The sequence below is a fragment of the Methylophilus sp. VKM B-3414 genome (genome assembly GCF_032248435.1).
In the GTDB taxonomy this organism is placed as follows: Bacteria; Pseudomonadota; Gammaproteobacteria; order Burkholderiales; family Methylophilaceae; genus Methylophilus; species Methylophilus glucosoxydans.
The window spans coordinates 62,652-81,430 of the sequence record NZ_JAVTLI010000008.1; the positions used below are offsets into that span (position 1 = coordinate 62,652).

General features: G+C 49.5%; 18 protein-coding genes and 1 tRNA gene. 8 read left to right on the forward strand and 11 right to left on the reverse strand.

Annotated elements, in window-relative coordinates; all coding sequences use genetic code 11:
* The first annotated feature begins 169 nt into the window (after nucleotides 1–169).
* On the forward strand, nucleotides 170–2,296 hold the full coding sequence (locus Q9292_RS09055; RefSeq protein WP_313987106.1) for a molybdopterin-dependent oxidoreductase: 2,127 nt from the start codon (nucleotides 170–172) through the stop codon (nucleotides 2,294–2,296).
* Between the two features lie 133 nt (nucleotides 2,297–2,429).
* Here Q9292_RS09055 and Q9292_RS09060 read toward each other — a convergent pair whose 3' ends face one another.
* Nucleotides 2,430–3,002, reverse strand: coding sequence for a hypothetical protein (locus Q9292_RS09060; protein WP_313987109.1), 573 nt, complete (start codon nucleotides 3,000–3,002; stop codon nucleotides 2,430–2,432).
* 463 nt (nucleotides 3,003–3,465) lie between these two features.
* On the opposite strand from Q9292_RS09060, the gene Q9292_RS09065 reads away from it, so the two are divergent.
* Nucleotides 3,466–5,535 (forward strand): hypothetical protein, encoded by a 2,070-nt coding sequence (locus tag Q9292_RS09065; protein ID WP_313987112.1) that lies wholly within the window; start codon nucleotides 3,466–3,468, stop codon nucleotides 5,533–5,535.
* Between the two features lie 208 nt (nucleotides 5,536–5,743).
* Here the strand turns inward: Q9292_RS09065 and Q9292_RS09070 are convergent.
* A tRNA-Arg gene (locus tag Q9292_RS09070) sits at nucleotides 5,744–5,820 on the reverse strand.
* Nucleotides 5,821–5,910: 90 nt separating this feature from the next.
* Nucleotides 5,911–6,945, reverse strand: coding sequence for a sulfite exporter TauE/SafE family protein (locus Q9292_RS09075; RefSeq protein ID WP_313987115.1), 1,035 nt, complete (start codon nucleotides 6,943–6,945; stop codon nucleotides 5,911–5,913).
* Between the two features lie 225 nt (nucleotides 6,946–7,170).
* Here Q9292_RS09075 and Q9292_RS09080 point away from each other — a divergent pair, with 225 nt between their 5' ends.
* The 5 genes from Q9292_RS09080 (at nucleotide 7,171) to Q9292_RS09100 (ending at nucleotide 12,403) form a co-directional block, all read left to right on the forward strand.
* Nucleotides 7,171–8,310, forward strand: coding sequence for an NDP-sugar synthase (locus Q9292_RS09080; RefSeq protein WP_313987117.1), 1,140 nt, complete (start codon nucleotides 7,171–7,173; stop codon nucleotides 8,308–8,310).
* Nucleotides 8,311–8,428: 118 nt separating this feature from the next.
* The gene (locus Q9292_RS09085; protein ID WP_313987120.1) at nucleotides 8,429–9,913 is read left to right on the forward strand and encodes a choice-of-anchor I family protein; all 1,485 of its coding nucleotides are present in this window, start codon (nucleotides 8,429–8,431) and stop codon (nucleotides 9,911–9,913) included.
* 150 nt (nucleotides 9,914–10,063) lie between these two features.
* On the forward strand, nucleotides 10,064–10,567 hold the full coding sequence (locus tag Q9292_RS09090; RefSeq protein WP_313987123.1) for a c-type cytochrome: 504 nt from the start codon (nucleotides 10,064–10,066) through the stop codon (nucleotides 10,565–10,567).
* A gap of 224 nt (nucleotides 10,568–10,791) precedes the next feature.
* The gene (locus Q9292_RS09095) at nucleotides 10,792–11,631 is read left to right on the forward strand and encodes a symmetrical bis(5'-nucleosyl)-tetraphosphatase (RefSeq protein WP_313987126.1); all 840 of its coding nucleotides are present in this window, start codon (nucleotides 10,792–10,794) and stop codon (nucleotides 11,629–11,631) included.
* Nucleotides 11,600–12,403, forward strand: coding sequence for a sulfite exporter TauE/SafE family protein (locus tag Q9292_RS09100; RefSeq protein WP_313987129.1), 804 nt, complete (start codon nucleotides 11,600–11,602; stop codon nucleotides 12,401–12,403). The genes Q9292_RS09095 and Q9292_RS09100 overlap by 32 nt, the downstream gene beginning before the upstream one ends.
* A gap of 21 nt (nucleotides 12,404–12,424) precedes the next feature.
* Here Q9292_RS09100 and Q9292_RS09105 read toward each other — a convergent pair whose 3' ends face one another.
* The 5 genes from Q9292_RS09105 to Q9292_RS09125 form a co-directional block, all read right to left on the reverse strand.
* Nucleotides 12,425–13,147, reverse strand: coding sequence for a lysophospholipid acyltransferase family protein (locus tag Q9292_RS09105; protein WP_275356734.1), 723 nt, complete (start codon nucleotides 13,145–13,147; stop codon nucleotides 12,425–12,427).
* A gap of 76 nt (nucleotides 13,148–13,223) precedes the next feature.
* Nucleotides 13,224–14,012: a GNAT family N-acetyltransferase gene (locus tag Q9292_RS09110; RefSeq protein WP_194749443.1), complete on the reverse strand. Its 789-nt coding sequence runs from the start codon at nucleotides 14,010–14,012 to the stop codon at nucleotides 13,224–13,226.
* Between the two features lie 204 nt (nucleotides 14,013–14,216).
* Complete coding sequence (locus Q9292_RS09115) at nucleotides 14,217–14,675, reverse strand: glycine zipper 2TM domain-containing protein (protein ID WP_194749444.1); 459 nt, start codon at nucleotides 14,673–14,675, stop codon at nucleotides 14,217–14,219.
* Between the two features lie 29 nt (nucleotides 14,676–14,704).
* Entirely contained in the window at nucleotides 14,705–15,673 is a 969-nt protein-coding gene (locus Q9292_RS09120; protein ID WP_275356736.1) for a carbohydrate kinase family protein, read from the reverse strand.
* Nucleotides 15,674–15,758: 85 nt separating this feature from the next.
* Nucleotides 15,759–16,325: a TetR/AcrR family transcriptional regulator gene (locus tag Q9292_RS09125; protein WP_313987134.1), complete on the reverse strand. Its 567-nt coding sequence runs from the start codon at nucleotides 16,323–16,325 to the stop codon at nucleotides 15,759–15,761.
* Nucleotides 16,326–16,494: 169 nt separating this feature from the next.
* Here Q9292_RS09125 and Q9292_RS09130 point away from each other — a divergent pair, with 169 nt between their 5' ends.
* Nucleotides 16,495–16,983 (forward strand): SRPBCC family protein, encoded by a 489-nt coding sequence (locus Q9292_RS09130; protein WP_313987137.1) that lies wholly within the window; start codon nucleotides 16,495–16,497, stop codon nucleotides 16,981–16,983.
* A gap of 85 nt (nucleotides 16,984–17,068) precedes the next feature.
* Here the strand turns inward: Q9292_RS09130 and Q9292_RS09135 are convergent, their stop codons facing one another.
* Genes Q9292_RS09135 through Q9292_RS09145 form a run of 3 tightly spaced genes read right to left on the reverse strand, consistent with a single transcriptional unit; the run spans nucleotide 17,069 to nucleotide 18,655 of the window.
* Nucleotides 17,069–17,815: a hypothetical protein gene (locus Q9292_RS09135; RefSeq protein WP_313987140.1), complete on the reverse strand. Its 747-nt coding sequence runs from the start codon at nucleotides 17,813–17,815 to the stop codon at nucleotides 17,069–17,071.
* Nucleotides 17,816–17,821: 6 nt separating this feature from the next.
* On the reverse strand, nucleotides 17,822–18,232 hold the full coding sequence (locus Q9292_RS09140) for a CopD family protein (RefSeq protein ID WP_194749449.1): 411 nt from the start codon (nucleotides 18,230–18,232) through the stop codon (nucleotides 17,822–17,824).
* Nucleotides 18,233–18,655, reverse strand: coding sequence for a TlpA disulfide reductase family protein (locus tag Q9292_RS09145; protein ID WP_313987144.1), 423 nt, complete (start codon nucleotides 18,653–18,655; stop codon nucleotides 18,233–18,235).
* Nucleotides 18,656–18,779 lie beyond the last annotated feature (124 nt).

Sequence of the window (18,779 nt, forward strand, 5' to 3'; positions counted from 1 at the left end):
TCAAACTTTTTATCTACAGGCGATGATCCGCTTTAAGAACAAAAAGTATCAATATCCAGCAGCATTGTATTTCCATGCTAAGGGGTATAGTATTTGAAATAGACAGACCTGTCTTGCATTGATTCTTTTTAAAACATGACGGCATATAACAGTGCGCTTGGAGTGTCATATGAATGATGTTGCAGATGTAGTCCAAACCTTTCATGGTGGTTGTCCGCATGATTGTCCTGATACTTGCGCGATGCAGTTTCATGTCAAAAACGGCGAGCTGATTTCAGTTTCAGGTAACCCTGATCATCCGATGACGCGAGGCGGGTTATGCGTCAAATTAAAAGATTACGAAAAGCGGCATTATCACCCCAACCGCCTGCTGTACCCCATGAAACGGGTCGGGCCCAAAGGCACCAATCAGTTTGAGCGCATCACCTGGGATGAGGCCCTGGATACCATTGTGGATCGATGGCAAGCACTGATCAATCATGAAGGCCCCCGTGCGATATTGCCAGTCAGTTATCTGGGTAACCAGGGGCTGGTACATGGACTCAATGGCGGGGATGCCTTTTTCAACCGGCTGGGCGCCACTGTTTGTGAAAGAACCTTTTGTGGTGAAGGCTCTTGCACTGCCTGGTTACTCACGGTCGGGCCGACCGCCGGCGTGGACCCCGAAAGCTTCATCCATGCCAAATTCATCGTCATCTGGGCGTGTAACTCTGTCTCCACCAATCTTCATCATTGGCACATTATTAAAGACGCCCAAAAACGAGGGGCGAAGATCGTCGTGGTAGATTCGTTCGCTTCCAAAACCGCAAAAGAAGCCGATTGGCATATTGCCCCCAGGCCAGGCACCGATGGCGCGCTGGCGATGGCGATGATGCACGTGATCATTGCAGAAGACTTGGTCGACCATGACTATGTTGAGAAATATACCGTCGGCTATGCCGAGCTGGCTGAAAGAGCTAAACCCTGCACGCCGGAATGGGCAGCTGACATCACAGGCATCCCCGCCGACCAGATTCGCCTGTTTGCCCGCGAATATGCGACCACGCCGCCAGCCGCCATCCGGATTGGCGTCGCGCTGGAACGCAGTTATGGCGGCAGTCAGGCGATACGCGCTGTCACCTCATTGCCAGCCCTGATTGGAGCCTGGCGGCACGTAGGCGGGGGCGCACTGCAATTCCCAGTCTGGGAGCATCCTTACAAGTTTGATGTGATTTGCAGGCCGGACTTGATCCCTGAAGGTACGCCAGTGGTGAATATCCTGCAATTAGGCCGGGCGCTGCTTGGCGAAACGCCGCTAGAGGTGCCGATTAAATCGATAATGGTGTGGAATACCAACCCGGTCACCCAATCGCCCGAAACTGACAAGGTCATCGAAGGGCTCAAGCGCGAAGACCTGTTTACCATTGTGGCTGATCATTTCATTTCAGATACGGCGTCGTATGCAGATATTGTCTTGCCCGCCGCCATGGGTGCAGAGCAGGAAGACATGATCTTATCCTGGGGCCATTTATACCTCACCTATAACACCAAATGCATAGAGCCTCCCGGCGAAGCCTTACCCAACAATGAAATATTCCGGCGCTTGGCCCAGCGTTTGGGATTCGAAGAAGACAATTTCAAATGGAGCGACAGCGAATGTCTTGAAAACTATGTAGATTGGAATTCACCCGCCTGCAAAGGCATAGACCTCAACTACATGCGTGAGCACGGGTTTGCAAAACTGAATGTCGGCACCAAAGACGACCGCGCCCCGCATCGCGAGGGCAATTTCCCCACCCTGACAGGTAAATGCATGTTCATGGTCGAAGGCGCCAAGAATTTTGTCGCAGGCCCCTTCAGGCAGATGTATGACGGTTTTCAACCGGGTGAGGATTTAGACCCATTGCCGGCCTATGTGCCCAGTCGGGAAGCTCCTGATACCAACGCAGCGCTGGCGGCCAGGTTTCCTTTAAACATCATCTCCCCCAAAAGCCATGGCTTTATTAATTCTTCATACGCGAATATGGAATCCAAACTCCGTGTGCAAGGCGAGCAATACCTGATGATCAACCCGGTAGATGCACTCGCACGCGATGTGCAGGATGGCATGGTGGTCAAAACCTATAACAATAGAGGCGCTTTTGAAGCGGTCGCCCGTGTCACTACTGATGTGAATCCTGGCATCGTGGTCGCTACCTTGGGCTATTGGCGCCAACTCAACAAGGGGACGGTGAACTGTATCAGCTCTGCCGAATACGGAGACATGGGCCACTCAAATACGTTTAGCGATAATCTGGTTGAGGTTGAGCTTGTTTGAGAAAATGGTTTACTAAGTAGAAACAGGATTTCGTTTGATCGATCAGATTTCAACATTCTGGATCGCCACTCGCGCTTAAAAGCTGTTCAATCAATTGGCTGAACAGTGACTACAAAATTAGTGGCGATTCAAATTAATCTACCCATTGAACCTCGCCAATTGTTGTATAGGTAGGTCTGGAGAAAACATTGATGATTGCTATTACATCAGAATCACTGTTACCAACTCCTTGAAAGGCATCGTTAAGTTGCAAGAGTCGATCTGGGTATATATTTAATCTGCTCACTAATGCGTCATCCTCTAACAGACAGAAAAAAGGTTGTTCATTTTCATTAGGGCTATCTTTCTCTGGGATTTCGCCTAGGTTATGGGGCTTCCTTAGTCCATCGAGGAGTGTTTTTATACGGTTATCTAGATCTCCACCTCTAGTGATTGCCCTTCCCGGCTCGTCCCTTACTAAAAGGGTGATATTAAGTTCTGCAGTGTGACGTAGTGACTCTGAAATAATTGGAACAAAAGTGAATTCTCCGAGCTGGGACTGAACAACACGACCACTATTTTTTTCAAGCATCGCTCGAAATGTCCCCATAGGGGGGCGGCTCACAAGATCTTTTAGCTGAGTGTGTATCTGACGTCTGATAATTTGTTTCTGCACTGGGCCACGGTTTGAATTAAGCTGCCCTTTGTAAATCAAATGAAACTCCATTTATCTTCTCCGATGTTATTCTGACTATACTCAGGATAAGTGTATAAAAAAACATTCACATCTTAAGATACTAATTTGTATGCTGCGCCAGCGGGAATCGAACCCACGACCCTTGGCTTCGGAAAGCACCACACGCATAATAAGTTAGTGCTTATTTTATAAGGGAAAACCTAGTAAACACCAGGCTTGCCGCGCACCTGCTACTGGATTTAATCGGATAGTATCGACTTAAAACGGTCAATTTTTTAGCACCAGTTTAGCACCACTCATCAAAATTTAGCACCACTTAGCACCACGTGTCTCGCCGCTTTTTGGGGGAAGATTTTGCGATTGTTTTTTGGTATTGAGGTTAAGAGTCAGTAGGTTATTTTTTCTATAGTCTTTGATGTCCAAATATTTTTGTTATTTGCTTTCTGATAGTAAACTGACACGAGTGCAAAAATAAATTTTGGATTAAATAATAATGACTCTGGACATTCGGGGTGGTATCAAAAATACAAAAATTAGCCAGAACTCCTTCACGGTTTTTGAGGAGTTATTATCCAATTCTATAGATTCTTATCTGATTCGAAAGAACTCTGACGAATACTGCCCTAAATTAGATATTCATATAAAAATTGAATATTTAGACGGGCTGTTGAGAGACGGGAGTCAATCAGTTCGATTAACTTGTACAGATAATGGAGCCGGATTTGGTGATGGGCCGGTAAAAGCCTTTGTCACCAAAGATTCCACATATAAAGACTCACTAAGTATTACTGGTATTGGGAAGTGCAAAGGTACTGGCCGAATTCAATTCTTTCATTATTTTAACCATCTGAAAATTGATAGTACGTTTATTGTCAATGGATCTATTAAACATAGAAGCCTGATTATTTCTGAAAATACCAAAGAGGTATCGGAGCAAGATTTTAAAATTGCGGATAGTGCCTCATCTGAGCTGCAAACCGTTGTTTCTCTTGCTGAGTTAAAGCCGAAGTTGAAATTAGATTTTTCAAGCCAAGATATTCGTGATTATTTGTTTCTAACATTTCTGCAGCGATTCATTTTTCTTAAGAAAGTTATTGGTGATTTCAAGATTGATATCACTGAAGTGCGTACGCAAGGTGAGGAGCAGGTAGAAAACACTTTAAGTATTGATTCGAAAGATTTGCCAGAACCCACTGATGAACAGCAAATAGTGGTTTTGACAAGTAATGAAACCAGGATTCTTTTAAAGGTTACGCGATATTCAATACCTGCTAATGAATTGAGCAAAGGGCAACATGAGGTGGCTTTGTGTGCCAACTACACGATTGTTATGTCAATCATAAAAGATTTTATTAAAAAGGCTGACAGGACATCTCCACTATACGGTAATTTTGAATTGCTATTTGTGGAGAGCGAGGTTCTTGAGACAACGGTTAATGTACAGCGAGATGGTTTTGATTTGCCCCTTAATAAAAGTCCAGTTGAAAGTTTTAATGATGATATATCGCTTGAAGAAATCATTGAGGCTCTTAAGGATTATGTATATTCAATATTGACCCCTAAAGATTTTGATAAAGAAGAGCTCATAACTGCTACTCAAGAAAAATTTGGTATTACAAGGGGCATGCTAAATACAATGAACATCAAAGTTCATTATGGTGATACAGAAGGAAATATTGCAAAGCGGGTCTTGCGTAGGTTTCAAGAGGAAATAGTGAATGAAACATCCAATCTTGTTGATTTAAAGCAAGAGGTTCTTAAGTTAGATCCAAGAAGCCAAGATTTCCGAGACAAGGTGCAAGAGTTGTCATGGGAGTATACAAGTTCAATCAAAAAAATGGATATGGCAAATCTTTCACAGTTGGTTGTGCGTAGAGCAACTATCTTGGAAATTTTGAAGCTTGCGGTTAAGAGCTCACTGAATTGCCAAAATGAAAGTGGAGTAAGGAATGAAAATGAAAGAGTTATTCACAATATTTTCTTCCCAATGGGTAAAGATAGCAACGAGTTCCAAGACCATGATATTTGGATATTAAACGAGGAGTACCATTACTTCTCACATATTGCATCTGACAAGTCTCTCGCATCAATCACGTTGCCAAACTCAGAGAAACTTTTTGATAGTGATATTGATGCGAGCCTAGAAAAGCTATTCGCTCAAAATAACGAAGAGCACAAACTAAAACGACCTGATATAGCCATCTTTAATGAGGAGGGTGCTGCTATTATTATTGAGTTCAAAGCCCCTGGGGTGCCTATTCAAGAGCATTTGAATGACCTTACTCAATATGCAAGATTGCTGGCAGCCAAATCCAAAGGTAAATTAAGGAAATTTTATGGGTATATCATTGGCGATACAATTGACCCATCAAGAATTCCAGGCAACTACACTCCATTTCCAAGTGGATTGGGATATTTTACCAGTAGTCCTTTAACTGACCCTGTTTCAAGAATTCCTTATGGTGAACTTTATTCTGAGGTTTTACTGTATAGCCAATTCATAGACAAGGCTGAGAATAGACTTAAGGTATATAAGGAGAAACTCAATTTTGATATCAATTAGATTGCAATATGTTAAAAAAGACCAAGGTTTAAAACTTGGTCTTTTTTATTGTTTAATCGGAGCAACGACTCATGGTGTAATGCACCAATACCACACGAAATATGCTTAATTTTCTTGAAAATTTGATAAGAATAGCACTCAAAGTAAGGATATTTACGCTTAAATTAGCACCACTTTAGCACCATTGGAGTTAAGTCTTTGATTTGTATGGTGCGCCCGGCGAGATTCGAACTCACGACCCTTGGCTTCGGAAACCAATACTCTATCCAGCTGAGCTACGGGCGCAATCCTGCCATTATATCAAATTAAGTGCGGCTGGCTTCGCTTGTCGCCGCTCAATTTTTAGGTGTGTTTGATTCAAAGCGTTTCACGCTGTTACTTAAACTTGATCTTTTTGATCAAGTTAGTTTCGCCTTTGTAGTAATAGGCTTCGTATGAGATTTTCTTCAGAGAATAGACTTTTTCGATAACAATTTTGTTTGCGCCTATATTCTGCGCGTTTACATGGGCTTGTCTTGGCGCATCCAGCGCTGTGAATGGAATAATCCGTTCAAATTCAAAGCCTTCGCCGTATTTGAACTCGATGGTATAGATTAAATCATCCCAGTTTAGCGTGGCGTCATAGCCCTTGGAGACGCGGACGATGTGTACGTTGGGGTCGTGTGCTTCTTGAATGCGGATGATGGCACTGTTGAGCAAGACGACGCCGGACAAGACCATGGCACCGTAGCCAACTTTGCTAAAGAGGCTGATGGAGATTTTAGGTAGCACGTATTTCATCAGGTAGGTGGCTGCGACGGCAGCAATGGCGACCAGTATGCCGATGGTGAGTGCTTTTAGCGTAAATAATCCGAAATAGGCATATAGGCCCAGTTTGACGATGTGCAGAAAAATCTCATTGGCTGCGCGGGTGGCGATGATTTCTTCTTTGCTGAGCCCGTATCTGAGGTAAACACCATTGAACAAGACGCCGACTGCGCCGGTGAGGGCGGAGATAAAGCCTGCGAGAAAACCGATAAATTTAAGAAAGTGGTTGGATAGCGCGGGTTTGTCTGCACTGGGGGTGGCGGCTTTTTTGAAGAGGTAGGGCAGGTTGCAGACCAGAAAAATGGCCATGCACAGCTCGATGTACATCGGGGCCAGGTAGCTGAGTAGCCAGGCGCCGACGATCACCCCCAGTAAGGCGAGGGGCAGAAAGTGCCTGACGATGCGCCAGTTAATGTGCTGGAAGAACAAATAGAGCTTGGTCAGTGAACTCACTGAGGTGCCTACCGATAGCGCCGCTGGCACCTGAGACGCCGGGAGCACGTGGCCTAGAATGGGGATCAGTAGCAGGCCTGCTCCGCCGCCGCAAACCATACTGATTGCAAACGCGATGAAGGCAATGAGGAAAATATTTAAATAAATCATGGCAGGGCAGGCGTTATGTTTGTGGTTGCATTTGAAACGCTCAAATCATAGCCCAAATGCCTGGGCTTTTAGTAAGCATCTCTAAAAAAGCGGCAGTCGTTTGGCGGGCAGGGGGTAGCGCTCACCTTGCCTTGACTCGGGGAGCGTACTAAAGGTTGCAATAATCGTGTCATAGAGCGTGACTATGCTTGGCTGATAAATCTAAACATATGAGGATATAGCACGATGAAAGCCATGATTTTAGCTGCGGGGAAGGGCACTCGCGTTCGGCCACTGACTTATGATTTACCCAAGCCGATGATTCCGGTGCTGGGCAAGCCTGTGATGGCTTATCTGGTGGAGCACCTGGCATTGCATGGGGTGGCGGATATTATGGTCAATGTCAGTTATCTGCACAAAAAGATTCAGGATTACTTTGAGGATGGTCATCGTTTTGGCGTGAATATCGGCTACTCGTTTGAGGGGGATATTGTGGATGGTCAGGTGGTGCCGCATGCAGTGGGCTCAGCTGGTGGCATGCGCAAGATTCAGGACTTTAGCGGCTTTTTTGATGAAACGACGATTGTGTTGTGCGGGGATGCGATTATTGACCTGGACATTACGCGTGCGGTGAAAGAGCACAAGGAGAAAGGCGCACTGGCGAGCCTGGTGACCATGCAGGTGCCCATGGACAAGGTGTCTGGCTATGGTGTGGTGGTGACCAACAATGAAGGGCGCATTATTTCGTTTCAGGAGAAGCCTAGCCAGCTGGAGGCGCGCTCTAACTGGGCGAGTACCGGCATTTATATTTTTGAGCCGGAGGTGCTGGACTTGATCCCCTCTGGCAGCGAGTTTGATATTGGCTCGGACTTGTTTCCATTATTGGTGCAAAAAGGCTTGCCGTTTTACGCGATTCAGCATCCGTTTAACTGGATTGATATTGGCGTGGTGACCGATTACTGGCTGGTGATGCAGCAAATGATGCAAGGCTTCTTCCCGTCGATGCCGATTCCGGGCACGCAGGTGAAACCGGGTGTTTGGGTGGGCCTCAATGTGCATATTGACTGGGAGCACACGCAGATTGAGGGGCCGGTATACATTGGTTCTGGTAGCCGGATTGATAAAAATACCCGCATTGTTGGCCCAACCTGGATTAACTCGGGTTGCCATATCCAGCGCGACAGTACGGTCATCCGCTCCATTTTGTTTGATTACACCCGCATTGCGCAGGGCTATGAAATTGTTGAGCGCATCGTCTGTGGCGAGTATTGCGTAGACCGTAATGGCCGCATGGTGCATATGGATGATGATAGCTGCGACATTATCTGGACTGATGCACGGGAAAAAGTGGTCTATCCGCAAAACTACGCTTATGCGAGGTTGTAATTTCAGCGCGGTTTGATTTTAAATGACTAGTCCGTTTTCATTTGATTGACATTTAACTGTCAAGGATTTGTCATGCATGATGCCTATGCTTTTCTCACTTTATGAGGAGAGTATACACATGAAAAAAATGACTTTAATGATCGGCTTGCTAGTGGGCAGCATGGGCGTGGCTGAGGCTGCAACCAGTTATCAGATTAGCAAAGAGTGGACCTTTAGCCATAGTGGGAGTGGTTATTTGTCTGAAATTCCGGCATTTGATGCCATGACCAATACTTTATGGGTCGCAGGCGTCAAAGGCGTAGATGTTTTGAATGCGGCTACAGGCAGCCTGGTGCAGCATATTGACACCAGTAGCTTCGGTAACATCAATAGCGTCAGCATCAGCAATGGCATGGCGGCATTTGCCATCGAAAACAGTGCACGTACTCAACCGGGGATCGTGCAGTTATATAACACCACAACCAGAAGCCTTGCATCTGGGACTAACACATTTACGGTCGGTGCATTGCCAGATATGCTGACATTTACGCCGGATGGCAGCAAGATTTTGGTTGCCAATGAAGGAACCCCAGATGTGTATGGCACACGTAAAGGCAGCACGGTGCCACGCGTATTCAACCCGGCAGCCAATGATCCAGTCGGTAGCGTGACTATTATTGATGTAACCAAGCGTAGCGTGGCTGCCACTGCGACCTTGTCTGGAGTGCCTGCTTCAGGTAGCCATATTCGCAATAATACTGGCATGGATTATGAGCCTGAGTATATTGCCGTCAGTGCAGATGGCAGCAAGGCTTACGTGACCCTTCAAGAGGCGAATGCCATCGGCATTTTGGACATGAACACCAATTCATTTACCCAGGTGGTTGGCTTGGGTGCCAAAGACTTCAGCCTGCCGGGCAACAGCATAGACCCGCTTAACAATGGTAGCGTTAATTTTATTAGCGCCAACGTAAAAGGGTTGTACATGCCTGACGGGATCGCGACTTACAACGTTGCTGGCAAGGACTACTTGGTGACTGCGAACGAAGGTGATTTCCGTGAGGATGATGGTGATCGCTCTAATGCCAGTTCATTAGGCGCGACTGGGGATTTGGCCAATATTCGCGTATCAAACACCGATTCATCTGCAGGCGATCTGTACGCCGCAGGCGCGCGTTCTTTCAGCATCCGTAATGCCGATGGTAGTCTGGTTTATGACAGTGGCGATATCCTTGATAAAGAAGCTTTTGCACGTGGGATTTATGATGACGCCCGTAGCCGCGACAAAGGGGTTGAGCCAGAAGGTGTGGACTTGTTTACCCTGGGTGGCCGTACCATCGCTGCTATCGGTTTGGAGCGAACCCTGAAAGGGGCCGTAGCGCTGTTTGATATCACTGATCCTACCAAAGTCAGCTTTATTGATATGATTGTCTCAGACGGCGACAAAGCGCCAGAAGGCTTGGTTGCGTTTGAAAAAGCCGGACAGATTTTCCTGGCGTTCTCGAATGAAAGCTCCAACACCACTTCCTTGTTCAAGGTCAGTGCTGTCCCTGAACCCGGCTCCGCAGCGATGCTGGGGATGGGGTTGCTCTCATTGGCGATGTTGCGTCGTCGACAAAAGTAGTACGGTTTTATCTGTGCGAATATCAGCCGGGTCTGGGAATCAGCCCGGCTGTTTGTTTTGCATGGCAGTAAATACCGGTGCGCGTTTCCTGTCTGGCGGTTCTGCGCTATAATCACGTGGAAAATTTTTCTAACGCAACGGGATGCAGATATGTCGGGTTACAATCAGAGTTCAAGCATTAAAGAGTTAATTATTGCCATTCCAGGCGCCATTATTGCTTTCACATTGCTGGTTTCGCTGCTGGCATATCTTTTTGGCGTGTTTGGTGCCGAAAAAGCAGCCCCAAGCAAAGAAGTGGCTGAAGCAGCAGAGCAAAAAGTGCTGGCCAATATTGCCCCGGTTGCGACAGTGGCAGTGGCTGAAGCAGGTGGCGCGCACGTTGAAAAGAGCGGTGAAGAGATTGTTAAAGGCGTGTGTATCGCTTGCCACGGTGTGGGTGCCTTGGGTGCGCCAAAAATCGGTAATGCCGGTGACTGGGGTCCACGTATTGCACAAGGCTATGAAACCTTGGTAAAACATGCCATCGAAGGGATTCGTAGCATGCCAGCGCGCGGCGGTAACGCAGAGTTGACTGACCACGAAGTCGCGGATGCGGTGGCCTATATGGCGAATCAGGCAGGGGCCAAATTTGATCCTGCCAGCTTGAAAAAATAAGCAGCAATATTGCGATAAGCCGCTTGAATCTCAAGCGGCTTTTTTATTGGTCAGGGCGCTTCTACACCTTCAAATCGCTCAGCCAGACAAGGCGCGAATGAAAAAATTTGATGCTGCATATAGTTGATATGGCAGGAGAAATTTCTTGATGAGCAACGCCGTATCGCGACGGAAGTTGAGTGTGTAGCAGTGCCCGTAAATCGATTTCAGATAGGTGCATAGCCATGGCGAGATACGCAATTGGCGACCTGCAAGGTTGCTATCATTCTTTTATGCAGTTGCTGGCAAAGCTAAACTTTGCGCCTGGGCGCGACCAGTTGTGGCTGGTTGGCGATTTGATCAACCGCGGCACGGGATCACTACCGGTATTGCGCTGGTTATATGCGCATCGCGAGCATATCAAGGTGGTGCTGGGTAACCATGATTTGCATGCCATTGCCGTCGTACACGCCGTGCGGCCACCGCATCGCTTTGACACTTTAGCGCCTTTATTGGCAGCCGAGGATGGCGAAGCGTTATTACACTGGTTGCGGCATCAACCATTGATGGTGCTGGAAGACGACTATGCCATGATACATGCCGGCTTGTATCCGCAGTGGTTGTTGCCGCAAGCGAGGGCGCTGGCTGCCGAGGTTGAGGTGGTGTTGCAATCGCCCGACTATCTGGGCTTTTTGCAAAAGATGTATGGTAATCAGCCTGCCGCCTGGCACGCGGACTTGACCGGCATGGACCGCTTGCGGGCGATTACCAATGCGCTCACCCGCATGCGTGTGGTGGATGCGGCCGGCGCGATGGAGTTCGCGTTCAAAGGCGAACTGTCTGAGCTACCGGCCGGGTATCTGCCCTGGTTTCAGGCGGCCGGTCGCCAGTCCGCCCAGGCCAAGCAGCCCATCCTGTGTGGGCACTGGTCGGCGTTGGGCCTGTATCAAGCGCATGGCGTGATCGCGCTGGACACCGGTTGTTTATGGGGGCGAGAACTGACGGCATACGCCCTGGACACTGGCGAGGCGACGCAGGTGGCACTGGATCCGCGTGATCAGCCGCCCGGCCTGGGTGGCGATTAGTCCGGAGACGGGGGTGGAGCTCTGGTGGGTGATCCTGGCCGCTTTTGGGGCGGGCGTGGTGGATGCCATGGTGGGCGGCGGTGGACTGGTGACCGTCCCCGCTTTGCTAACCAGCTTTCCGAATGCCGCGCCCGTGCTGTTGCTTGGCACCAATAAATGTTCCAGTGTGTTTGGCACCAGTGTTGCCGCCTGGCGCTATAGTCGGCATGTGCGTCTGGATTGGACTTGGTTAGTCCCTGCAACGCTGGCTGCATTTTTAGGCGCCTGCCTGGGGGCATGGACCTTGACTTGGGTCGCGCCAGATTTTTTGCGCAAGCTATTACCAGCGGTGTTGTTGCTGGTGTTGGTGTATACGCTCAAGTTTCCGCAGTTTGGGGTCGAACAGGGGGCCCGGGGCCACAGTGTGCGGCAGCGATGGATGATTGCGTTGGCCATTGGGGGCAGCATCGGCTGGTATGACGGTTTCTTTGGGCCAGGCACCGGCAGCTTTTTTATTTTTATGCTGGTGCGTTTTCTCGGCCAGGATTTTTTGCATGCTTCTGCCTCTGCTAAAGTGTTAAATGCCAGTACTAATCTGGCAACGTTAGCGGTGCTGGGCTGGAGCGGCGCAGTCTGGTGGCAACTGGGCTTGGCCATGGCGGCCGCCAATATCGCGGGCAGCCTGTTAGGCAGTGCACTGGCGCTAAAGCATGGAACCACGCTGGTGCGCCGGGTGTTTGCGGCAGTTGTGACGCTTTTGCTGCTTAAAACGGCCTGGCAGGCATATGTCTAACGATGGGCTGAGCCATCACAGTCAGGCTTGCTTTTGCACCGCTGGTTCGCTGACGGTTTCAGGCACGGTCGCCCAGGGTAAGCGCGCCATGATTTCATTTCTTGCCTGGCTGGCCAGCGTTTGCCGGTCCAGCAGGCGCGCCTCTATCGGCGCACAAAAATGCAAATGCACTTTGGGTGACTGCATGTTCAGAAAAGACAGCATGGATTCGATCATGCTGGTTTCGCCTGCATACGCTGCCGCCAGGTTAGGGCTGCCGTCAGGCATGGGATAGTGGATCGCAATCGGGATCACTGTCGCCTCTGCATCAATCGCGGCCTGAATCAGGCTACTTTTAAACGGTAATACTTGCTGCCCATCGGTGGTGGTGCCTTCGGGAAACACGCACAGATTGTCCCCCAGTTTCATCGCCTGCGTGACTACTTTCAGCACGCGTGCCGCATCACGTTGGCGTGTCCGGTTAATAAAAATGGTGCCAGACTTTTTGACCAGATAGCCAAACACTGGCCAATCCTTGATTTCGACTTTTGCGACAAAACGCACTGGAATCAGGCTGTTCAAGGCATGGATATCTGACCACGAAATATGGTTGGCAACAAACAGCACATGCTTGGACTGCGGTGCCGGGCGTACGCCGCTCACCGATAACTGCAGGTTAAAACAGCGCAATAGTTTGGCACACCACCAGCGAATCAACTGCTCGCGGCCACGACGGCCACACACAGGCAACACGAGCGTTGCCAATGTGAGTCCGGTAAGTGTGTGGAGAAAAATGCGGGCGGTGCGCCAGCAGAAGGTAAGAAAATTTGTTTTTGGCAAGTTATTTCAAGAAATGCGCAGCATATCTGGGATTGATTCTGGATAAAGGTAACAATACCAGCATATCGGCCGTATTAAAAGCCGGATCCCAGGCAGGTTCGCCACAAATATAAGCCCCCAGGCGCAAATAGCCTTTCACCAATGGTGGGCAGGTCACTTCGAGTGACTGATCCAGGGCCTCGATCGGCAATGGATGGTGCGGAAACACACGATATTCCGCGGGAGATAGATAGTCTTCGCGCAGGCTGTTGAACAGTGAGGCAGCGGTGTGGCCACCATCGTGCATGGAAATACTGGCGCAACCAATCATGTATTCATACTGGCGGGCCATCATGTATTTGGCCAGGCCTGCCCACAACATGGTGATGGTGCCACCGGTGCGGTAATCGGCATGCACACAGGCACGGCCCACTTCTACCATCCGGTCAGACAAGGGGGCCAGACGGCTCAAATCAAACTCTCCGGCAGAGTAGTAACCGCCTGCCAGCATGGCCTGCATCGGGTTCAGGATGCGGTAAGTGCCCACCACTTGCTGCGTGGCATCATCGCGGACCAGCAAGTGATCGCAAAAGGCATCGAAGCCGTCTACATCAAGGCCATTCTGGCTCTTGATCTGCGCGCCCATTTCTTCAGCAAACACCTGATAGCGCAAGCGTTGCGCTTCCATGATTTCTTCTGCGGTTGTCGCCAGAGCAACACTCAGTGTTGAGTTGACTTTACGGTTGTTCTCGGTGGTTGGCTGAATTTCGGCTTGATATAGGCCATGTTCCTGCAAATTGCGTTCTAACATCACGCGACTCCTTGGTTGAGGTTTAGGGTGATATTAGAAGTGTCACATGAATGATTGGTGACGTTCACATGACAATTCTGTGACGTTGACTATGGTGGCGGACATGCCCCATGCACTAATAAAAAGAGCAGCCTAGGCTGCTCTTTTTAAGGACCACACCCCAGAAGGGGATGGTTGCTATGCGGCGCTTAACGCCAGCTTCTGTTAGTGGGAAACACGTGAGGTGCCGCCGTTTTCAACGATGCGTACACGGTCGCCCGCATTAAACTGTTCGTCTGCTTCCTGCACGATGGCCACCAGGCCGCCGCCATCCAGTTTGACGGTGATTTCCAGTGCGTTTTTGCGGGTGACGGCTTCTTCAGCGGCTGAACCAGCCAGGCCACCGGCGACGGCACCAATGACAGCTGCAATCGCGCTGCCGCGACCACCGCCCACTGAGCTGCCAGCAATCCCACCAATTGCCCCCCCTGCGATCGTGCCGACAGGGGACTTGGTACCTTCAAGTTTGACGGCACGCACGCTTTCCACTACCCCGGTTTTCACCGTTTGTGCTCTGCGTGCTTCATCACGCGAATACACACTACCAGAGTTAGAGCTCGCGCACGCGGCCAGAATGCCGGTGACCAATACCACAGCAAGCCATTGCAATACACGTGTTTTCATTTTTTTCTCCAATATTGAACAAGCTTCTTTTAATGGGTAGCCTGGCCCAGACTAGGATCCTCTTTCAAGGCATCCTGTACCAGGGCGTGACTGTAAATGTTTTCAATCTCGGCCCGGCTCGGCTGGTGATTCTGCCCGCCACGGCTCGCAATCTTGATCGCGCCCATGGTAGACGCCAGCCGGCCACAGGCTTTCCAGTCCCAGCCACGCACAATGCCATACAGCAGGCCAGCACGGTAAGCATCGCCACATCCTGTTGGGTCTACGACCTTATCTGCTTTAACGCACGGAATGTCATGGCGTTGACCGTCAGCATAAATATGCGAGCCCTCGCTACCCAAGGTCACAATCAAGGCTTTGACCTTGGCCGCCAGTTGTTCCAGACTGAGCCCTGTTTTGTCTTGGATGACTTGTGACTCGTAATCGTTCACTGCCAGATAGTCAGCCATTTCAATAAAGTGCATGAGCTCTTCGCCATTAAACATCGGCAAGCCCTGGCCTGGATCAAACATGAAGGGAATCCCGGCCTCATGACACTCTTTTGCGTGCTGGAACATGGCATCGCGACCATCTGGGGCAATGATGGCCAAGGCAATATCTTTGGCGTCGTTCACGCTGTTGGTATGCGCATATTGCATGGCCCCGGGGTGAAACGCGGTAATCTGGTTATCATCCATGTCGGTGGTGATAAATGCTTGAGCAGTGTAGGTGCCGGCAATCGCCTTGATGTGCTGCGTATCAATATGATGCTGGTTCAGCCATGCCTCATAGGAGGCAAAGTCATCCCCGGTTGTCGCCATGATCTGCGGCTGGCCTTCGAGTAATTGCAGGTTGTAGGCAATATTGCCCGCGGTGCCGCCAAATTCGCGGCGCATTTCAGGGACCAGAAATGCCACGCTCAGTTTATGAATTTTGTCTGCCAGAATATGATTTTTAAACTGGTCAGGGAACACCATGATGGTGTCGTAGGCGAGTGAGCCGCAAATAAGAATTTTCATGAAGTGAATACGGGGTTGGATAAAAGTAGGGCTATTATTGCTGTGCGCCAGCAGTGTGGCAAGTGTTACGAGCGGCTAAGACGGGTCAGGACTGCTTGATGGCCAGATCAATCAGCGTTTTGGCGGCCTTTTTGGCAGACTTGATGGCGCCTGAACCACGTTTGATTTGTTCGGCCTGTACGGCACCTTCAAATAGAATGGAGAGTTGCAGCGCCAGGCCTTCGGCATCTTTAATATTGGCTTCTTGTGCCAGCTTGGTAATAAATTGCCTGAATTCACGGGACTGTTGCGAAGACAGCTGATGAATCCGGTTTTCTTCATTGGGGAACTCGGCGGAAGCCTTGATAAAAGCAATCCCGGTGAACGAGGGGGAAGTCACCCACTCTTCAATAAACTCAAACAGTTTTTGGATTTTTTCATTTGGGCTGCCACCAAGACCGCCCAGTTTTTCATTCATCCAGTCCTGAAAGTCCTGGTGGCTCTGATGCAGCACGGCCAGGATCAGTTCTTCCTTGTTTTCAAAATACTTGTAAAGCGTCATTTTGGTGGTGCCTGCGACAGCCACGATCGTGTCTACCCCCGTGGAATTAATGCCACGCGTCTGGAACAGATCCGTCGATACCTGCAAAATTTTTTGCTTAAGCGCATTCATGCCTAAAATTATAACACCCTATACAAGTTTGTATACCCCCAGAACTTTCAGCCAGGGAACAAATCCTATTGTTTGACTTTGCTTGCCGTGTTAAATATACTATACCGTATAGTATACATTTATGGTCAATTTATTTACAATGTACTTCATCTACAACAAGGAGAAAATCATGCGTCAATTATTATTAGCTAGCCTGTTCGCCCTCTCAAGCACGGCATTTGCGGCCGAGCCACTGTATGTCGTTAAATCTGTGGAGCTGAATCAGCCGGTAGACGTGGTCTGGAAAAAAGTCTCTGACTTTGGCGATTTGGGTGCCTGGCATCCCGCTGTAGCGAAAACCGAGATCGTTGCGGGTAAAAATAACAGCGTGGGCGCCAAACGCGTGCTGACGCTCAAGGATGGCGGCAAAGTGAATGAAACACTGACTGCTTACAATCCAAAACAGAAAAGCTATGGCTACAAGATCACTGATGGCGTGTTGCCGGTGAATGACTACGCATCCACCGTGAGTGTACATAGCAATGGGGATGGCAAGTCTGTGGTGGTGTGGGAAAGCCATTTCTTGCCCAAAGCGCCTGCAGATGAAAAAGCAGCCTCTGACGCGATTAAAGGCGTTTACGATGGTGGTTTGAATCAGCTTAAAACCCTGTTCCAATAAATCAGCGTTTGCTGTAAAAAAAGCCGTCACGAGCAGTGGCGGCTTTTTTGTTGTGCAATGACGGCCTGTTTTATTGTCAGGCAGTCTACTGTCTGGAGTTGGCCATCAGTTTGGGCGTGTAATTGCACTGCACCTGATCAAGCAGCTGGTTGACCAGTACTTGTTCGTCGCGGTTGGTTGTGACGTGACCATTGATGATGTTTTCGATGTAAACGCTTTTCAAGCGTTCTGGCAGTTGAATCGCTTCGATCAGTCGGCAATCGCCATGTTTCATGGTTTCGAGGCGGCTGTAAATGGCTGCGGTTTCGGTGGGACTGGCCTCGAATGATAACGGGCGGGGCGGAGGCTGATGCACCGCTGCGGTCTGGAGGCTGGGCGCGGATTCGAGCTGCATATGCCAGTAATAACCGCCCACGACGCCACAGACCAAGGTGACCGCCACCACGCCATAGTTGCGGATGGCCAGCCAGTCGATTTGCAGTTTGGTTTGCTCGTCGATAAGTGCTTTTGCTGCCTGTTTTGCATGTTGCAGGGCGCTGGATTGTCTGTGTGCCAGCTTTTCCTGACAGGCGCTGAGTGCCATAAAATAGAGCTGGTTAGCGAGCATGTCAGGCAGGCGCGCGCCTGCCAGTTGTGCCTGTGTGCTCAGGTATGCCTGCAGTCGCCCAGGCTGGGTCGATGTTGTCGCGGGCGTGGTTTGCGCCTCTGCGAGCGGGCTGGAGAGCAAGTCATCCAGAATATTGAATAAGCCTAGCAGCTTGTGCGCGGCCTGCTTGCCGGACTTGTCCAGCATGGTTATCAGCCAATCTGATTGTAATAATGCGTGCAACATACCTGCTTAAAATGGCTTGACGACCACCAGAATCACCACGGCGAACAGGATCAGCACCGGGACTTCATTAAACCAGCGAAACCAGACATGACTACGCTTGTTTTGCTGCGCAAGAAATTGTTTAAGCAGTTTGCCGCAATAGTGATGGTAGCCAATCAGCAGGATGACCAGGGTCAGTTTGGCATGCATCCAGCCACCGGTGATGCCGTAACCCAGCCATAACCATAAGCCAAATGCGAGCGCCAGCAGCATGAGGGGCTGCATGAAGCGGTAGAGTTTTTGCGCCATGAGCAGCAAGCGCGCATAGGCGTGAGTTTCTGTTTCCATCGCCAGGTTGACGTAGATACGGGGCAGGTAAAACAGGCCTGCGAACCAACTGGTGACAAAAATAATATGTAGCGCTTTGACCCACAACATTTAGCTGGCTTTCTGATTCAGGAGTTTGCGTAATTCGGCAAAGTTGAGTTCGCCTATGGTTTTCTGGATGCGGTTGCCGTTGCCGTCAAAGATAAAGGTGGTCGGGGTCAGGTTGACATTACCAAACGCCTTGACCATTTCGCCGTAACCGTCATGCATGACGGCAAACGGCAGCGCTTTTTCCTGGGTGTAATTGAGCACTTGCGCAGGCGGGTCGTAGGGCATCGCCACGGCAATCACCACCAGGTTTTTGTCTTTGTACTGCTGGTAAGTGTGGATGAGGTCAGGCATCTCCTTGATGCAGCCAGAGCAGTCTGTTGCCCAGAAGTTGACCAGCACCGTTTTGCCGCGCAGGCTTTGCATGCTGATTTTCTGGCCATCCAGCGTGGTGAAGGTGACTTCTGGAGCCTGCGGTTTTTGCATGACAGCAAATACCAGGCCTGCGATGAGCGCCAATGCAACTATTGCTACGCCCCATGTTCTGAATATTGATTTCAACTTAGCCTCTTAAAAAACGGATGACTCAAAAATGCACGCTAAAAACCAT